Origin of the sequence: Mesorhizobium sp. B2-4-18 (assembly GCF_006441385.1) — a bacterium.
Lineage (GTDB): Bacteria > Pseudomonadota > Alphaproteobacteria > Rhizobiales > Rhizobiaceae > Mesorhizobium > Mesorhizobium australicum.
Genome location: NZ_VFUW01000016.1, coordinates 93,669 through 110,073, shown reverse-complemented (window position 1 = coordinate 110,073; position 16,405 = coordinate 93,669). Strand labels below are relative to the sequence as shown.

The 16,405-nt window shown below is 63.7% G+C and carries 8 protein-coding genes; 1 reads left to right on the top strand and 7 read right to left on the bottom strand.

Annotated features, from left to right (window positions below; all coding sequences use genetic code 11):
• Positions 1-55 precede the first annotated feature (55 nt).
• Together FJ527_RS27840 and FJ527_RS27835 are read right to left on the bottom strand one after the other, a co-directional pair.
• Positions 56-244: a hypothetical protein gene (locus FJ527_RS27840; protein WP_140824565.1), complete on the bottom strand. Its 189-nt coding sequence runs from the start codon at positions 242-244 to the stop codon at positions 56-58.
• Positions 245-315: 71 nt separating this feature from the next.
• Positions 316-1,002, bottom strand: a complete 687-nt coding sequence (locus tag FJ527_RS27835; RefSeq protein ID WP_015318300.1) for a D-lyxose/D-mannose family sugar isomerase — start codon at positions 1,000-1,002, stop codon at positions 316-318.
• A 198-nt stretch (positions 1,003-1,200) separates the two neighbouring features.
• On the opposite strand from FJ527_RS27835, the gene FJ527_RS27830 reads away from it, so the two are divergent.
• Positions 1,201-2,259, top strand: coding sequence for a D-TA family PLP-dependent enzyme (locus FJ527_RS27830; RefSeq protein ID WP_140824564.1), 1,059 nt, complete (start codon positions 1,201-1,203; stop codon positions 2,257-2,259).
• A 4-nt stretch (positions 2,260-2,263) separates the two neighbouring features.
• Here the strand turns inward: FJ527_RS27830 and FJ527_RS27825 are convergent, their stop codons facing one another.
• From FJ527_RS27825 to hutU, 5 genes are all read right to left on the bottom strand, one after another.
• Positions 2,264-3,025 (bottom strand): heme ABC transporter permease, encoded by a 762-nt coding sequence (locus FJ527_RS27825; RefSeq protein WP_140824563.1) that lies wholly within the window; start codon positions 3,023-3,025, stop codon positions 2,264-2,266.
• Between the two features lie 104 nt (positions 3,026-3,129).
• Positions 3,130-4,902 (bottom strand): glucan ABC transporter ATP-binding protein/ permease, encoded by a 1,773-nt coding sequence (locus tag FJ527_RS27820; protein WP_015318303.1) that lies wholly within the window; start codon positions 4,900-4,902, stop codon positions 3,130-3,132.
• A gap of 371 nt (positions 4,903-5,273) precedes the next feature.
• Positions 5,274-13,862, bottom strand: a complete 8,589-nt coding sequence (locus FJ527_RS27815) for a glucoamylase family protein (RefSeq protein WP_140824562.1) — start codon at positions 13,860-13,862, stop codon at positions 5,274-5,276.
• Positions 13,863-14,150: 288 nt separating this feature from the next.
• The gene (locus tag FJ527_RS27810) at positions 14,151-14,729 is read right to left on the bottom strand and encodes a HutD family protein (protein WP_140824561.1); all 579 of its coding nucleotides are present in this window, start codon (positions 14,727-14,729) and stop codon (positions 14,151-14,153) included.
• 3 nt (positions 14,730-14,732) lie between these two features.
• Positions 14,733-16,403: a urocanate hydratase gene (gene hutU / locus FJ527_RS27805; protein ID WP_140720852.1), complete on the bottom strand. Its 1,671-nt coding sequence runs from the start codon at positions 16,401-16,403 to the stop codon at positions 14,733-14,735.
• Between the last annotated feature and the right edge of the window lie 2 nt (positions 16,404-16,405).

The following is a 16,405-nucleotide window of genomic DNA, read 5'->3' as shown; positions in this document are numbered from 1 at the left end:
CCAGCCAGCATCTTGAATCACAAATCCAACCGAGCGGGAATCCCTTCCGATTCTATCAAGCGATGAACCGCTCTAGGTCAGCCGATACGTAGATCACCGGTGTCTCGACAGGGAAGTTGCTCTGAGGCGTTCCCCCGTCCTTCGTCGCGGAAAGGACGATATTGGTGAAGTCCGCCGCCTGGGCCGGCATACCGAAACCGAGCGCCGCCAAGGCGGCAATGGCTAGAACTAGAGCTGATTTCAAGACTTATTTCTCCTCGGGCTTGGTTGCTGGCCCCGCAAATCGGGGCAAAGTGGGGTTGAGGACGGGTGCCCTCAGCCCAGCCATTTGTCATAGTCCGCCACCAATAGATGCAACGGCGGTGTGTCTTCCTCGATATCGGCGAAACGGCCGATCGGCTCGCGGAAGACGTTGTCCGTGCGATCGTCATTGACGGTCGACACCTCGCCGATCAGGACATCCTTGCCCTCGGCCCAGAAGGCGTGCCAGACGCCGGGCAAGAGCGTGACGCTTTGGCCCGGATCAAGCTTCAACAGTCCGCCCGCCGGTAGCCTGTGGATAGTTCCGTCGACCGGCACCGATACCTCGGCCTTGGGGTCGATGCCGCCGTCGCGGTCATGCATGAACAATTCCAGCACCAGCTTGCCGCCGCCGCGGTTGATGATGTCTTCGGCCTTGATGTTGTGGCGGTGCATCGGCGACATCTGCTCCTTGCGCGAAATCATGATCTTTTCGGCATAGAGCATGCCCATGCCTTTCTTCATGTCCTCGTAGCGGCCGTTGCGAACGGTGAACAGGAACAGGCCGAGATCGTCGAACTTGCCCTGGCCATAGTCGGTGATGTCCCAGCCGAGCCGCGAGGTGAAGATGGCCGAAGAATCGACCTGGCGCGCCTTCATCTCTTCCGGCGACCAGTAGGCGAAGGGCGGCATGATATAGCCGAACGAGCGGATGAAAGCGTCGGCTTCGCGGATGATGTCGTTGATGGCGGAGCGTTTCATGATGATGACCCTCGTGTCGATTTTTCCGACAATCGCATAGCCGAACGCCGGTGCGGTGTCGATCCACCCTGCCTGATCGAGCCCTGCCTGTTGGAGCCTTGCGCGTGCCACCCATGGCCAACAGATCGCGGCCCCCTGGCCGCGTGACATCGCGTGCTTTGAGGCTCATAACCCTTGCGAATTGCACAGGGATAGCCGATGCCGACCATCCATGACCTCGATACGCCTTCGATCCTGATCGACGTCGCACGCGCCGAAGCCAACATTGCTCGTGCACAGGCTCATGCCGACAAGAACGGACTGAAGCTCAGGCCACACATCAAGACGCACAAGCTGCCTTATTGGGCGAAGAAGCAAATGGCGGCAGGTGCCGTCGGCATCACGTGCCAGAAGATCGGCGAGGCCGAGGTAATGGCCGACGCCGGGCTGACCGATATCTTTCTTCCCTACAACATCCTGGGGCGCGCCAAGCTCGAGCGGCTGAAGGCGCTGCATGGCCGCGTGACCCTGTCGGTGACCGCCGACAGCATGGACACGCTGGAAGGGCTCGCGGCAGCTTTCACCGATGCCGGCCATCCTCTGCCCGTGCTGGTCGAATGCGATACCGGCATGGGTCGCTGCGGCGTGCAGACAGCCAATGAAGCGGTAGCGCTGGCAAGGGTGATCGACAAGGCAGGTGGCCTCACCTTCGGCGGACTGATGACCTATCCGGCCGCCGGCCGCGCGGCTGAAGCGGAAGCCTGGCTCGCCACCACCAAGCAGGCGCTGGCTGCTTCGGGGCTTGCCTGCGAGCGCATCTCGAGCGGCGGCACGCCTGATATATGGCGCTCCGCCGATGCATCCGTCGTCACGGAGTATCGCCCGGGAACCTACATCTATCTCGATCGCTACCAGGTCGCCAAAGGCGTCGGCACCTTGGACGATTGCGCGCTGACGGTGCTTGCGACCGTGGTCAGCCATCCGACAGCGACGCGCGCCATTCTCGATAGCGGCAGCAAGGCCCTGTCCAGCGATACGCTAGGGCTAAAGGATTTTGGAGAGTTGATGGGCGTCCCCGGAGCGCTGGTGACGGGGCTGAGCGAGGAGCACGGCACGGTCACGCTTTCCGGCGACGGCAGGCTGCGCATTGGCGAACGCGTGCGCGTGGTGCCAGACCACTGCTGCGTCGTCACCAACCTGTTCAACGAGGTCAATCTGATAGACGGCGAGAAGGTTCTCGAAACGCTGCCAGTGGCGGCACGCGGGCTGATGACATGAGGTTTTAGACCGGACGCTCCGCCTGCCGCGCTGCCACCCGCCGCATGGCTATCACCCGGCGGCGGCGGATTTCGGTGCGCATTGCCATCAGGTGCAGCGCGAAGAACAGCACGGTAAAGCCGACAGCCATCACCAGCAGAGGCCAGAGCAGGCTCGGGTCGATGGTCGGGCCGCCGAGCCGGAACACCGAGGCAGGCTGGTGCAGCGTGTTCCACCAGTCGACCGAGAATTTGATGATCGGGATATTGATGAAGCCGACCAGCGTGATAATGGCGGCGGCCCAGGCGGCGCGGCTGGCATCATCCAGCGCACGGGTCAGCGCGATGATGCCGAGATACATCAGGAACAGCACGAAGACAGAAGTCAGGCGGGCGTCCCAAACCCACCAGGTGCCCCACATCGGCTTGCCCCAGATCGAACCGGTGATCAGCGCCAGCGCGGTGAAGACGGCGCCTATGGGGGCGGCCGATTTCAGGGCGACATCGGCCAGAGGGTGGCGCCAGACCAGCGTGCCGAGGGCAGACACCGCCATCAGCGTGTAGCACATCATGGCGAGCCAGGCGAAAGGCACATGGATGTACATGATGCGAACGGTGATACCCTGCTGGAAATCCTCGGGCGCGGTGAAGCTCATATAGAGGCCAATCGCGAGGGTGAGCGCGGCGAGCGCCGCCAGCCACGGCACAAGCTTGTCCGCAAGCCCGACGAACCGCGTTGGATTGGCGAGATCGGTCAAGCCGCCCAAGCGTGAGGTGGTGTCACTCATACGACTTTACATAGACCGCCGGCGCCTTCAGGGCAATCGAGCGGCGGTGTCGCAGGTCCGGTCTTGCCTCCTCCCGTTCGGGAGAAGGCGGAACCGTTAATGGCTCAGGCGGCCTCGCCCTGCACCGACCGGCTGAGGCGGCGGACTTCCTCGTCGTTGAGCAGGCCGCCGGCGCGCAGCAGGCTGGCGAAGCGGCCGTTGCGCAGCGACAGTTCGGCAAAGCCACCCATCTCGACCACCCTGCCCTTGTCCATGAACACGACCAGATCGGCGTCGCGGACGGTGGTCAGGCGGTGGGCGATGATGAAAGTGGTGCGGTCGCGGCGCAATTCGTCGATCGCTTCCTTGACGCGGTCCTCGGTCTCGACGTCGAGTGCGCTGGTCGCCTCGTCGAGCACCAGGATCGGGGCATCCTTCAGCACGGCACGGGCAATGGCGATGCGCTGGCGCTCGCCGCCCGAGAGCTGGCCGCCACGTTCGCCGACCACCGTGTCGTAGCCATTGCTCTTGGCTAGGATGAAATCCTGCGCCGCGGCCGCGGTGGCGGCGGCATGGATCTCGTCGTTGGTCGCATCGGCGCGGCCGACGCGGATGTTGTCCTCGATCGAGCGGTTCAAAAGCCCGGCGTCCTGGAACACGGTGGCGATCGAATGGCGCAGCGACTTGCGGGTCACCGTGCGGGTATCGATGCCGTCGATCAGGATACGGCCACTGGACGGCGAGAAGACGCGCTGCAGCAAGTTGATGAGCGTTGTCTTGCCCGCACCCGTCGGTCCGACGATGGCGACGGTCTGGCCGGCCTGCACCTCGAAGGACACGTCGCTGACGCCCTGCCCCGAATTGGCGAACTCGAAGCTGACATCCTCGAAACGGACATGGCCGGTGACGTTGGCAAGGTCGCGCAGACCATCCGGCTCGGCGGTATCGGCGGCCGAGTCCTCGAGCTTGTAGAAATCCTCGAGCTTGGCGCGAGCTTCCGAAATCTGGTTCGCGAAAGCCGACATCTGGTCGAGCCGTGAGATCAGCAGCGTGGCGAAGCCGGTGAAGGCGATGACGTCACCGATGCGCAGCTGGCCATGAGTGACCAGGTAAGCGCCGATCAGAAGCACCACCATCATCGAGATCGTCGACGACAGCCGATTGAGCGCATTGGCGATAGCCCACCAGTCGAGCACCGGGTTCTGCGCGTCGAGCAGGTTCTTGACGTAGCCACGCAGCGCCTCGGCCTCGTAGCCGAGACGGTTGTAGCTCTGCAGCACGGCGACGTTGCTCACCGAGTCCGTCACATGCGCGAATACCTTGTGATAGTGGCGCTCGACCGCGGCTTGGCCTTCCTTGGTGCGCTTCATCACCAGGCGGCCGATGCCGACATAGAGCACGCCGAGCACGAGCAGAACCATCGACATGCGCACATCCATGCTGAGCGCCGTCGGAACCAGCAGAACGAGCGCGACAGCGGTCGACAAGTGCTGGCGCATGAATTCAAGCCAGAGGCTGAACAGAGTCTCGACGGCGCGCAGCAGCGTGTGGAGGGCATTCGAGGTGCCACGCTGATGATGCCAGGCGAGCGGCATGGTGATGACGCGCTCGAACGACTGACAGAGCACTTCGCTGCGCCGGGCGTGCGCGAACCGGTCGGCGCCGCGCGCCACCAGGACGAAAGCCATGACATTGAAGGCGCCGAGGCCGGCCCACACGGCGAGCGTGGAGAAAACCGAACCGTGCGCGGAAATCGCGTCGATGACCCGGCCGAACATGATCGGCTCGAGGATCGCGATGGCTGCAAGAGCGACGTTGGCCGAACAGATCAGCGCGACGCGCTTCTTGTCGGCAGCCAGATACCCCAGCGCTCTCCAATAGATCTGCAGAAGTGACACTTCAGCTACTCCGCCAACGTTCTATTGTGCCCAATACCAATATTGTGCACCGCACCATTTCCTGACACGTAACGGTTGATGCGTCGCAAAACAATGCCCGTCTATCTCTTCCGTTCCCATTTAGCGAACAAAAGATGACGACGATACGAAATCTGGCGTGATCACCTAACAGTTTGAGATAAAAGGTGAAATGTCAGCCTTGCGGCAAAATCATGGCAGTGGTCGAGCTGTGCCACATTTTTAATCACGGCAGGCCGGCATGACTTCGTCCGGGCGGCTGGCCAACGTCGTCGGCACCCCGCGCGCAAGTAAACAATGCACGGCATCGCGCGTCCCGGAGGACGCGCGATCTAATCACTAAATGGTTGATTTCATGCCGGTATCTTGACCACGACCTCGGTCTGGTCACCAGCTTTGGGTGCAAAGGACGTCGATTTTGTCTTCGAACCATTGACTTCGAGCGAGATCGTCTTGGCCTTTTTGTCGCGAATGACCTGGACCTTGATCTCGGCGCCCAGCATCTTGAGTGAAGCCTGGTAGCCATCCCAGTGGCTGGGCAGCTTCGGCCGGAATGTGATCTGCTTGCCGCGCCGTTCGATGCCCAGGATGCCTTCGACCGCCGCCCGGTAAAGCCAGCCCGCCGACCCGGTGTACCAGGTCCAGCCGCCGCGACCTCCCTTGTCGTCCCCGGAGTAGATATCGGCCGCCACCACGTAGGGCTCGACCCGGTAGTGCTCGGCCGAGGCCTCGTCGAACGCGTGGTTGACCGGATTCAGCATTGAGAAGCAGCGATAAGCTTCATCGGTCTGCCCCATCTCGGCCAGCGCAATGACGAACCACGTCGCCGCGTGGGTATACTGGCCGCCATTCTCGCGCACGCCAGGCGGATAGCTCTTGATGTAGCCGGGGTCCTTCTGTGTCTTCGAGAAGGGTGGCGTGAACAGTTTGACGATCTTGAGACGGTCGTCGACGAGCAGCTTCGTCGCCTGCTGCATGGCCGTGGTCGACCGCGCCGGGTCGCCCTCGCCCGACAGCACGCTCCAGGACTGGGCGATGGAGTCGATCTTGCACTCCTGCGATGTACGCGAGCCCAAAGGCGTACCGTCATCGAAACTGCCGCGCCGGTACCATTCGCCGTCCCATGCCGTGCTTTCGAGTGCCCGCTTCAGCGCGTCGGCATGCTTTGCCCAGGCCTGTGCGCGCTTGGTGTCGCCCTCGGTCTTGGCGACCGCGGCGAAGTCGCCCAGCGTCTTCAACAGGAACCAACCCAGCCACACGCTCTCGCCCTTGCCGTGTTCGCCGACACGGTTCATGCCGTCGTTCCAGTCGCCGCCAAGGATCAGCGGCAGGCCGGCTGGACTGCTGCGCTTGATGGCAAGGTCGAGCGCACGCGCGCAGTGGTCGTAGAGCGACACTGTCTTCTTCGAGATTTCCGGGGTGAAGAAGGCGTCGTGCTCGCCTTCACCCAGCGCCTGTCCATCGAGGAAAGGCAGTTGCTCCTTCAGGATGGCGGCGTCGCCGGTCACCATGAGATAGCGGGACGTGGCGTGGGCGAGCCACACCACGTCGTCGGAGATCAGGGTACGCACGCCGGCGCCGGTCCGCGGCAGCCACCAATGCTGCACGTCGCCCTCCGGGAACTGCCGCCGCGCGGCGTTGAGGATCTGGTCGCGCGCCAGCGTCGGGTCGTGCGCCAGCAAGGCGAGCGTGTCCTGCAACTGGTCGCGGAAGCCGAAGGCGCCGCTTGCCTGGTAGAAGGCCGAGCGGGCGCGGATGCGGCAGGCAAGGCTCTGATAGGGCAGCCAGTGATTGACCATGGCATCGAGTGCCTTGTCCGGCGTCTCGACCTGGATGGTGTCGAGGAAGGCGCGCCATTCGCGCTCATTGTCGGCCAGGCGCTGGTCGAAGTCCTTGCCCCGGTGCGTCTGCACCAACGCGCTCGCCTGCGCCGCGGAATCGGCATCGCCGAGCAGCCAGATAAGTGTGACGTCGGCGCCGGCCGGAATCTCGACGTCGCGAGCGATCGCCGCGCAAGGATCATCTCCGGCCTCGACGCGACCCGACAGGGCCGAACCGCTCAGCACCGCCTGTGGCAGCTCGCTGGACCCGTGCCGGCCGAGGAATTCGGCCCGGTCTGACGTCACCGAGTGGACGCCGGTGTCGGCGGCGAGGAAGGCCACCCGCTCGCTGAAATCGAGCCCGTAGGGATTTTGCGCCAGCAACGCGCCGGTGGCTCCGTCGCGGGACGGCACTATGGTTGCCGCGGTGCGCGACCGATGCCCGCCAAGCACCCATTCGGCGTAAGCATAGACGCGCAGCCGAGCCGGTACCGGGCCGGAATTCTGGATGCGCAGCCGCGTGATCTTCACCGGATCGATGGGATCGACGACATGGGTCAGGTCCATCGACAACGGTCCGCGCTTCGAGCGGAAGGTCGAGAAGCCCTGGCCATGCCAGGCCTCGTAGGTCATCGAGGGATCGCGCACCACCGCTGCGAGCGGAGAGAACGCCTTGCCGCTGGCCTGATCGTAAATATAGACGCCCTCGCCCGGCCGGTTGGACACCGGATCGTTCGACCATGGCGTCAGCTGGTAATCGCGGCTGTTGCGGCTCCAGGTGAAGGCCGCTCCCTCGGCCGAGGTGTGGAAGCCGAACGACGCGTTGGAGACGACGTTGATCCAGGGTTGCGGCGTCGTGCGCCGGCCAGCCAGGCGCACCACATAGTGCCGCCCGTCGCCGTCGAAGCCGCCGAAACCATTCCACAGGCTTAGGCCGGAGCCATCGGCGCTGACGTCGGCCACAGCCTGCGAGGCGAATGCATGCATCTGCGGTGCGAGCGCCGCGATTTCGCGCGAACCCGGCAATCCTGCCGGCTGCAGGCCATCGCGCGCCTGCAGCGCGGCCGCCTCGGCCCGTTCGATCTGGTCGAAGATGGTGCCGTTACGTGTATGCAGCACAACCCGGGCGACGGCGAGCAGCGTCTTGTAGGTGGTTTCCTCCATCAGGTCGCGGCGCACCGCGAAAATGTGCTGGCGGGGTCCGAGTTCCTTGCCGCGCAAGCGGCTGTTTTCGCACAGCGTCTCGACCGCGCGCTGCAGATCCTGGACATAGGACGAAGCCTGCTCGTTGACGACGACGAAGTCGATCATCATGCCGCGGGTGCGCATGTATTCCTGGAAGCGCAACGCCTGGGCTACGATCTCGAGATCGGCAACGTCACCGATCCTGACCAGGAAGATCGGGTAATCGCCCGAAATACTGGTCGGCCACAGGCTCGACTGCTTGCCCAACCCGGAAGCGATGGACTCGGCCGGCAGCCGCAAAAACGGGTCGGGATAGATCAGATAGCGCGCCAGTTTCTGCACATTGGCCGCGTCGGTCAGACTGAGGCCCATATGGCGGGTCTGCACCTGGCTACGCGTCCAGGCAAGCATCGCCTGCCGGGCAAAGCTCTCCTGATGGTCGAGCCGGCTTATCGCCTCCTCCAGCTCGGCACGGTTTGCCCCGACGACGGTCCAGAAGGTCAGCGATACTTTCTTGTTGGCGGGCACGCGCACCTGACGACGCAGCGAGGCGATGGGATCGAGCGTGAAGCCGGAATGGCCGCCAAGCCTGGCGCCTGGATCGAAGGCGGCGGCATCGACGATGGTGCGGCCACGGCCGATGAAGGCGCGCCTGTCGGTCTCGGCCTCGGCGTCACGCGCCGGTCCCGACGGATCGGTGACGAAATGCACCAGCGTCACATCCGGTTCGCTGGTTTCACGCTTGCGGCGCGTGGCGAAGATCGCGCCGTTGTTGGCGGCGATTTCCGTTTCCACGAACATTTTCGAGAAGGCCGGATGCGCGTTGTCGGAAGCTTCCGAACCCAGGACCAGTTCTGCAAAGGACGTCACCTCGATGTGACGGTCGGATGTGCTCTCATTGTAGAGCGTGATGCGACGGCCTTCGCCATTGCCCTCGGAGATGACGATGCACTCCACTTCGGAGCGCAGCGTGCCGACCAGCTTCACGAAGCTCGCCTTGTCATCGGAAAACAGGGCCTGCGTCTTTTCCTCGGCCGCGCGCCTGGGTTCCGAAGTCGCGGACCACCAGTCGCCAGTGGCGGCATCGCGCAGGAAGATGTAGGAGCCAAGCCGATCCTCGACCGGATCGGGCTGCCAGCGGGTGACGGAAAGATCGCCCCAGCGGCTGTAGCCGGAGCCGGTCGCGGTCACCATCACCGAATAGCGGCCATTCGACATCACATTGGTCGAACGCAGCGCCCGCGCGGGATCGAGCACGATGCGGGTGTCAGGGCTCTCGGTCTCGGTCTCGTCCTTGGAGCGCTCGTCGGCCTCGGTGCGGACGGTCGCGGTCGGAATGTCGCGTGGCGCCCTCTCCTGCAGCAGCAGTTCGGCCGATTCAATGACCGGATCGCTGTGGAAGCGATCGCGCAGGCGACCTTCGAAGATGGCGTCGGCGACGGCGGCGATCGACATGCCCGAATGGTGGGCATAGTAGTTCAGCACGACCGCGTGGTTGGTGCCTTCCGGTACGCGCTGCGGCGTGAAGTCGACCGCATCGTAATAGCCATGACGGCCAAGCGCGCCGATCTCGCGCAGCCGGGTCAGATTCTGCACCGCTTCGCGCGGGTTGAACTGCGCCGCCATGATGGTCGCGTAAGGCGCAATCACCGTGTTCTGGCCAAGGCCACGCTTCAGCCCAAGCCCCGGCACGCCGAAATTGGTGTACTGATAGGTCAGTTCCCGGTCGCGGGCGTTGTAGGCCGCTTCCGAAATGCCCCACGGCACATTCTTCTGGCGGCCATACTGCATCTGGCGCTTGATGATCAGCTTGCTCGTCTGGTTGAGGATCGAGCCTTGCGGCTCCTTCATCACCAGCGGCGGCATCAGATATTCGAACATCGAGCCGGACCACGACATCAGCGCGCCCTGGAAGCCGATCTCGACGATCGGGCGGCCAAGCCTGAACCAATGTTCGGTCGGCAGATCGCCCTTGGCGATGGCGAACAGGCTGGTCAGCCGCGCCTCGGAGGCGAGAAGGTCGTAGCAGCTTTCGTCGAGCTGATGTTCCTCGACCCGGTAGCCGATCGACAAAAGCTTGCGCTCCGGCCGCATCAGGAAGGCGAACTCCATCTCGAAGGCGAAACGACGGGTGCGCTCGCGCAAGGTGAGCAGCTTGGCACGCAGAGCCTCGACGGCGTTCTCGTCGCTGTGGGCGTCGTGGACGTGCGCCTCGCAGGTGGTTTCGAGCCTTGCCGTCCAGTCGACGATGACGTCGCTCTGCGGCGATGCGGCTTCGGTGTGAATGGCGGTGGCGAGCTTGCGGATTTCGCCGGCCAGCACCGCCAGGTTGATGGTGCGGATGGAGGCCATTTCCGGCTGTGCCTTGATCGTCTCAACCGCGCGACGCATGCCGTCGAGGCGATCGACAAGGCGTTGGCGCAACGGGCGCAACTGACGGCGGTCGTCGGGCAGTTCATCGAGGCTTTCGCTCAGGATGGTCACCGTATCGAGGATACCCTCGAAATCGCCCTGCAAGTGGACGGACGGGGCTTCCGCCCATTCGGCGCAGGCAGCCGCCACCGCCACCAGGTGGCCGGCGAGATTGCCGCTGTCGACAGCCGAGATGTAGAGCGGATAGAGCGGCTTGAGCGTCGTGGTGTCGTACCAGTTGAAGAGATGGCCACGATGGCGCGGCATACTCTCGATGGTGGTCATGGTGGCGTCGATGCGGGTGATGGCATCGGACAGGCTGATCCAGCCGAAATCGCGTGCCGAGACGACCGAGAGCAAGTAGACGCCGATGTTGGTCGGCGAGGTGCGCGGCGCCACGACTGGCGCGGGGCTCTCCTGGAAATTGTCCGGCGGCAGATTGTGATGCTCTGCCGTCACGAAGCTCTCGAAATAATGCCAGGTACGGCGCGCCACGGTGCGCAGCGTGTGGATGTCGGCTTGCGATATGCGCAGCCGATCCTCGGTTTCAGCCGAGCGGCTGATCCAGCTGGCGATCGCCGGCGAGCCGATCCAGAACAAGGCAAAGAAAAAGGCGACGAAGGCACCGGTGGAATCGGCCAGCACCGGAATGGCTAGGCCGACAAAGCCGATGATCACGGCGCCGTACATCATGCCGTAATAGGAGCCGACATCGTTGTCGCCGGCCTTGTGCGCCTGCGAGGCGGTGCGCCATTCCAGGAGGTTCTGCCGGCTGACGAACAGCCGGTAGAGCGTGCGCACGATGGCATCGCCCATCATCCAGGCGTTATGTGCCATCAGCACGATCTTCAGCGCCACCATGGCGGTGCCGAAGGCGACGTCGCGCGCCAGCGCCGAGAAATGGCCGCGCGGCGTCTGGTCGCCGCTCTTGGGCAGGATGGCGTTGACGACGTCGAAGGTCGGCGCCATGAACAGGCTCAGGATCAGCAAGGCCTGCCACTGCGCGGCCTGCGTGAAGGGCAGCAAGGTCCAGCCGGCGATCGCCGCCATCACCCAGAAGATCGGCGTCAGCGAGCGGCGCAGATTGTCGACCATCTTCCAGCGCGACAGGGCCGGAACGCCGGAGCGCGGGTTGAAGATGTACCCCAAAAGCTGCCAGTCGCCGCGCGCCCAGCGATGGTGGCGCGAGGCATCGACCGAGTAGCGGGTCGGGTAATCTTCGACCAGTTCGACGTCGGTGACCAGCGCGGCGCGCGCCAGCGCGCCTTCGAGCAGATCGTGGCTGAGAATGGTGTTTTCCTCGATGCGGCCCTGCAAGGCGGCCTCGAAGGCATCGACATGATAGAGACCCTTGCCGGTGAAGGACCCGTCGCTGAAGACGTCCTGATAGAGGTCCGAAACAGCGAAGACATAAGGATCAAGGCCGCGATTGGCCGAGAACACGCGCTGGAAGAACGAAGCTTCGTCGCCGCTGGTGAGCGAAGCGGTGATGCGCGGCTGCAGGATGGTATAGCCGGCGGTGACGACGCGCCTGGTGGCGTCGAAATGCGGACGGTTGAGCGGATGGCAAAGCTTGCCGACAAGGCTCGATACCGCATCGCGGGTGGTGCGGGTATCGGCGTCGAGCGTCATCACATGGACGACTTTTTCCGGCAGCGGCACTTCGAGCGGCAGGAAGGTGGTATCGCTGTCGCCGCGCAGCAAGAGATCGAGTTCGTGCAGTTTGCCGCGCTTGCGCTCCCAACCCATCCAGGACCCTTGAGCGGCATTGTAGAGCCGGCGGCGGTGCAGGATGTAAAAGCGCGGCGCGCCTTCGGAGGGATAGCGCGCATTGAGGCGGGCGATTTCGGCGCGAGCGAAGTCGAGGATCTCGGTATCGGCCGCATCGATCTCGATCTTGCTGTCGGGCCAATCCGAAAGCAGCGCGAAATGGATCTCGTCCGCCAGATTGGCAAGGTAATGCACTTCGATGTTGCGGATGTTTTCCTCGACATCGTCACGGGAGCCGATCAGCGACGGCACGACCACCAGGGTGCGCGCCTCGGGCGGCACGCCGTGCCTGTAGTCATAGCCGATCAGGCGTGTCGGCTTGAGGAAGAGCGAGACCACGGTGTTGAAGAAAGCGAGCGCGCCTTCGCTGGCCGGCACGGCAAACAGGGCCAGCATCAGCACGATGGACGGAACCGACAGGCCGAGATTGGAAAGGGCGTTGCCCGACAGGACGAGCAGCAGGACGGTCAGGGCGAAGACGGGCAGGACGATGCCAAGCCATCCGGTCTTGGCGAAGGTCCGCTTGACGATCTGGCTGATCGTGGGCCGATAACCGATCGTCTTTTCGAGTTCCAGCCGACGCGGGCCAACGAGATAGAAACCGACATCGGTGTGAACGGATGCAGCTTGGGCATCAACCCCCTCACCGCTCTCCGGGACGGTTTCGCTGACAGCATGGCCGGCTAGTTCGATGGCTTTTTCGGCGACACGGTACTCCGACAGGTTCGAGCGGCGTGCCAGTTCCTCGATCGCGGTGCGGTATTGATCGCGCGAGAAGAAGTCGAGCGCGGCGAAATCAGTGCGCTCGCGCAGCACGGTATCGATGCGGCTGACGCCTTCGAACCACACCGTCCAGTCGACGTCGTTGATGAGGCGCAGGCCGCGAACGATGTTGCCGGTGGTCACATTGCCGCTGGACAGCGTCTGGTGCTCGGAAATGATGATTTCCTCGGCATCCGAGCCGGTCTTTTCGAGTTCGCCTTCCAGCCACTCCAGCGCCTTGCCGGCATTCTGCGATCCGTCACGCAGGCGATAGAGCAGCTGAGTGGCGAAGGTGGTGTCCTGTGCATGCGCGCTGAAATTGGCAAGGATCGCCTGCCGGTCCGGATTGTCGTCGGTCGCCAGCACCTTGTCGGCCACGTCGTTGGCGATCTGGCGCATCTGGCGGGTGCGGTTGACCCTGACCGCCAGGCGGCGGAGGTTTTCGATGAGCACGAAGCGCAAAAGGGACGGCAGTGCCCAGAGTTCGCCGATTTTCAGCGGCTCGACCGACTGAAAACCCTGGACGATGGACTTGAACATGGTCGCCGAGACGGAACTGTCGGAATGCGCGACATAGGTCCAGGCCAGAGCCAATGCGCGCGGCACGGTGCCGCCGTCGGGCAGTTTCAGCGTTGGCAATTGCCGGTAGAAGCGGCGCGGCAGGTCGCGTTTGACCTGGAAAATGGTTTCCTCGATCAGATAGTTGTTGTCGAGCAGCCACTGCGCGGCCGGCGTGATGGTTTCGCCCCTCCCCTGCGCGGCATTGGTCGACCGGTAGACTTCGAGGATCTTCTTGGCGCTGTCACGGATGCGGGCCTGGAAGTCGAACGGGATCAAGCCGAACAGATCCGTCAGATCGCCCTTGGCCAGGCTCTCGCCGAGCAGCCGGAGCCGTTCCTCCGGCAGGAATACCGATCGTATCGGCTCTTCCGTGACGGCCGGGAAGCTCGCGCTTGTCTTCTCGATCTGGGCTGGGTTCGTCTGAATATTCATTGAAAATTCCGTAAGCGGGCACTCAGCGGCGTCACCGCCACGGCAATGGCCCTAAAACCGGTTCAAATGCAATCGGCTGCATCAACCCCTATGCCGAAAGTTTGTTTCCGCACCACGACGGAGCGTCATCTTTCGACCAACTCAAAGACGAGCGCCCCTCGCTCCCGTCGGGACCGATCGACGGAGAGGATTCGGGCTTTTTCGTGATGCCATCGTCAGTGTACGCTATATTTCGCCGGCATCGCGATCATGTTTGGAAACAGGCGGTAACCGTTGGCGGCAAACCCGTCAGGCGGCCCTGATTATGCGGACCACGAAAAGGGTCGCATCCAGGGCGGGCTCAACCCGCAAGATAGGCACATCCGGCCCGAGCAGCAGGGTGTCGAGCGGCTCGAGGCGGATAGGCGTGGCGCCGGCGAAAATGGCATGGCCTCTGTGGCAAAGGATGAGGGTGGAACAGGCCTCGGTCGAGATTTCCACAGGCGCCGAAACCGGCAGGCGTTCGACTTGATGCAACATGCGGCCGCGGCGGGTCATGACGTTGAGATCGGTAATCGGGCCGGCGATCAGCGCGGCACTCGTCGGCTGGTCGGCTGGAAAGGAAAAAGGCTGGGAAGCCGCTGTCATCCGCTCGGGCGGACGGCCGGCGACATTAAGCACGATCCCCTCGCCTTCCAGAACCGACAGGGTGCGGTCGATGCCGGTAAAGCTGGAGAACGGCCCGCTCGTCTCGACCCGGGCCATCGAGACGCGCCAGTCGAAATCGTCGAGCCCAGCGCCAGCGGGCGAGACGGCGATCTCGGTCGTCGTACCGCCGCCGTTCTTCCACGGCATGACGCGGTAGTCGGCGGCACGAAGAACGCGCATGGCTTAGCCCAAAATGCCAGGCAGGTTGAGCTGGTGCTCCTTGGCGCATTCGATCGCAATGTCATAGCCGGCATCGGCGTGGCGCATGACGCCGGTCGCCGGGTCGTTCCACAACACCCGTTCCAGGCGCCTTGCAGCATCCGGCGTGCCGTCGGCAACGATAACCATGCCGGCATGCTGCGAGAAACCCATGCCGACGCCGCCACCATGATGCAGCGACACCCAGGTGGCGCCCGAAGCTGTGTTGAGCAACGCATTGAGCAGCGGCCAATCGGACACGGCGTCCGAACCGTCCTTCATCGCTTCCGTCTCGCGGTTTGGCGAGGCGACCGAACCGGAATCGAGGTGATCGCGGCCGATGACGACGGGCGCCTTCAGTTCGCCCTTTGCCACCATCTCGTTGAAGGCAAGACCCAGCCGGTGCCGGTCGCCGAGGCCAACCCAGCAGATGCGCGCCGGCAACCCCTGAAAAGAAATCCGCTCGCGGGCCATGTCCAGCCAATTGTGCAGATGGGTGTTGCCGGGAGTGAGCTCGCGGACCTTGGCATCGGTCTTGTAGATGTCCTCCGGATCGCCGGAGAGTGCCGCCCAGCGGAACGGGCCGATGCCGCGGCAAAAGAGCGGACGGATATAGGCCGGCACGAAACCGGGGAAGGCAAAGGCGTTTTCAAACCCTTCATCCTTGGCGACCTGGCGAATATTGTTGCCATAGTCGAGCGTCGGCACGCCGGCGTTCCAGAACGCCACCATCGCCTCGACATGTTCGCGCATGGAGGCGCGAGCCGCCTTCTCGACCGCCCTGGGGTCGCTGACACGCTTTTCGCGCCACTCGGCAATCGTCCAGCCCTTCGGCAGATAGCCGTTGATGGGGTCGTGGGCAGAGGTCTGATCGGTGACCATGTCGGGGCGGATGCCGCGACGGAACATTTCGGGTACGATCTCGGCGGCGTTGCCGAGCAGGCCGACGGACTTCGCCTCGCCGGCCTTGGTCCAGCGCTCGATCATTTCCATGGCTTCGTCGAGCGTCTCGGCTCTCTCGTCGACATAGCGGGTGCGCAGGCGGAAATCGATCGAGTCGGGATTGCATTCGATCGCCAGGCAGCAGGCGCCGGCCATGACGGCGGCCAACGGCTGCGCGCCGCCCATGCCGCCGAGGCCGCCGGTCAATATCCATTTTCCCCTGAGATTGCCGCCATAATGCTGGCGGCCGGCCTCGACGAAGGTCTCGTAGGTGCCCTGCACGATGCCTTGCGTGCCGATGTAGATCCAGGAGCCGGCCGTCATCTGGCCGTACATCATCAGGCCCTTTTTATCGAGCTCGTTGAATTTCTCCCAGGTCGCCCAGTGCGGCACCAGATTGGAGTTGGCGATGAGCACGCGTGGCGCGTCCGGGTGGGTGCGAAACACGCCGACCGGCTTGCCCGACTGCACCAGCAGCGTCTCGTCCTCGCCAAGCATCTTCAGCGAAGCAACGATCTGGTCGAAATCGTTCCAGGTCCGCGCCGCCCGGCCGATGCCGCCGTAGACGACCAGTTCGTTGGGGTTTTCGGCAACGTCCGGGTCCAGGTTGTTCATCAGCATGCGCAGCGGCGCTTCGGTGGTCCAATACCTGGCATTGAGCTTGTCGCCGCGCGGGGCGCGCACTTCGCGTATGTTGTGACGGGGATTGTTCATCA

What these genes read in the sequence shown, in the direction of transcription:
- FJ527_RS27835 (WP_015318300.1), bottom strand. Translation starts at nt 1,002, where the DNA reads ATGAAACGCTCCGCCATCAACGACATCATCCGCGAAGCCGACGCTTTC.
- FJ527_RS27830 (WP_140824564.1), top strand. Translation starts at nt 1,201, where the DNA reads ATGCCGACCATCCATGACCTCGATACGCCTTCGATCCTGATCGACGTC.
- FJ527_RS27825 (WP_140824563.1), bottom strand. Translation starts at nt 3,025, where the DNA reads ATGAGTGACACCACCTCACGCTTGGGCGGCTTGACCGATCTCGCCAAT.
- FJ527_RS27815 (WP_140824562.1), bottom strand. Translation starts at nt 13,862, where the DNA reads ATGAATATTCAGACGAACCCAGCCCAGATCGAGAAGACAAGCGCGAGC.
- FJ527_RS27810 (WP_140824561.1), bottom strand. Translation starts at nt 14,729, where the DNA reads ATGCGCGTTCTTCGTGCCGCCGACTACCGCGTCATGCCGTGGAAGAAC.
- hutU (WP_140720852.1), bottom strand. Translation starts at nt 16,403, where the DNA reads ATGAACAATCCCCGTCACAACATACGCGAAGTGCGCGCCCCGCGCGGC.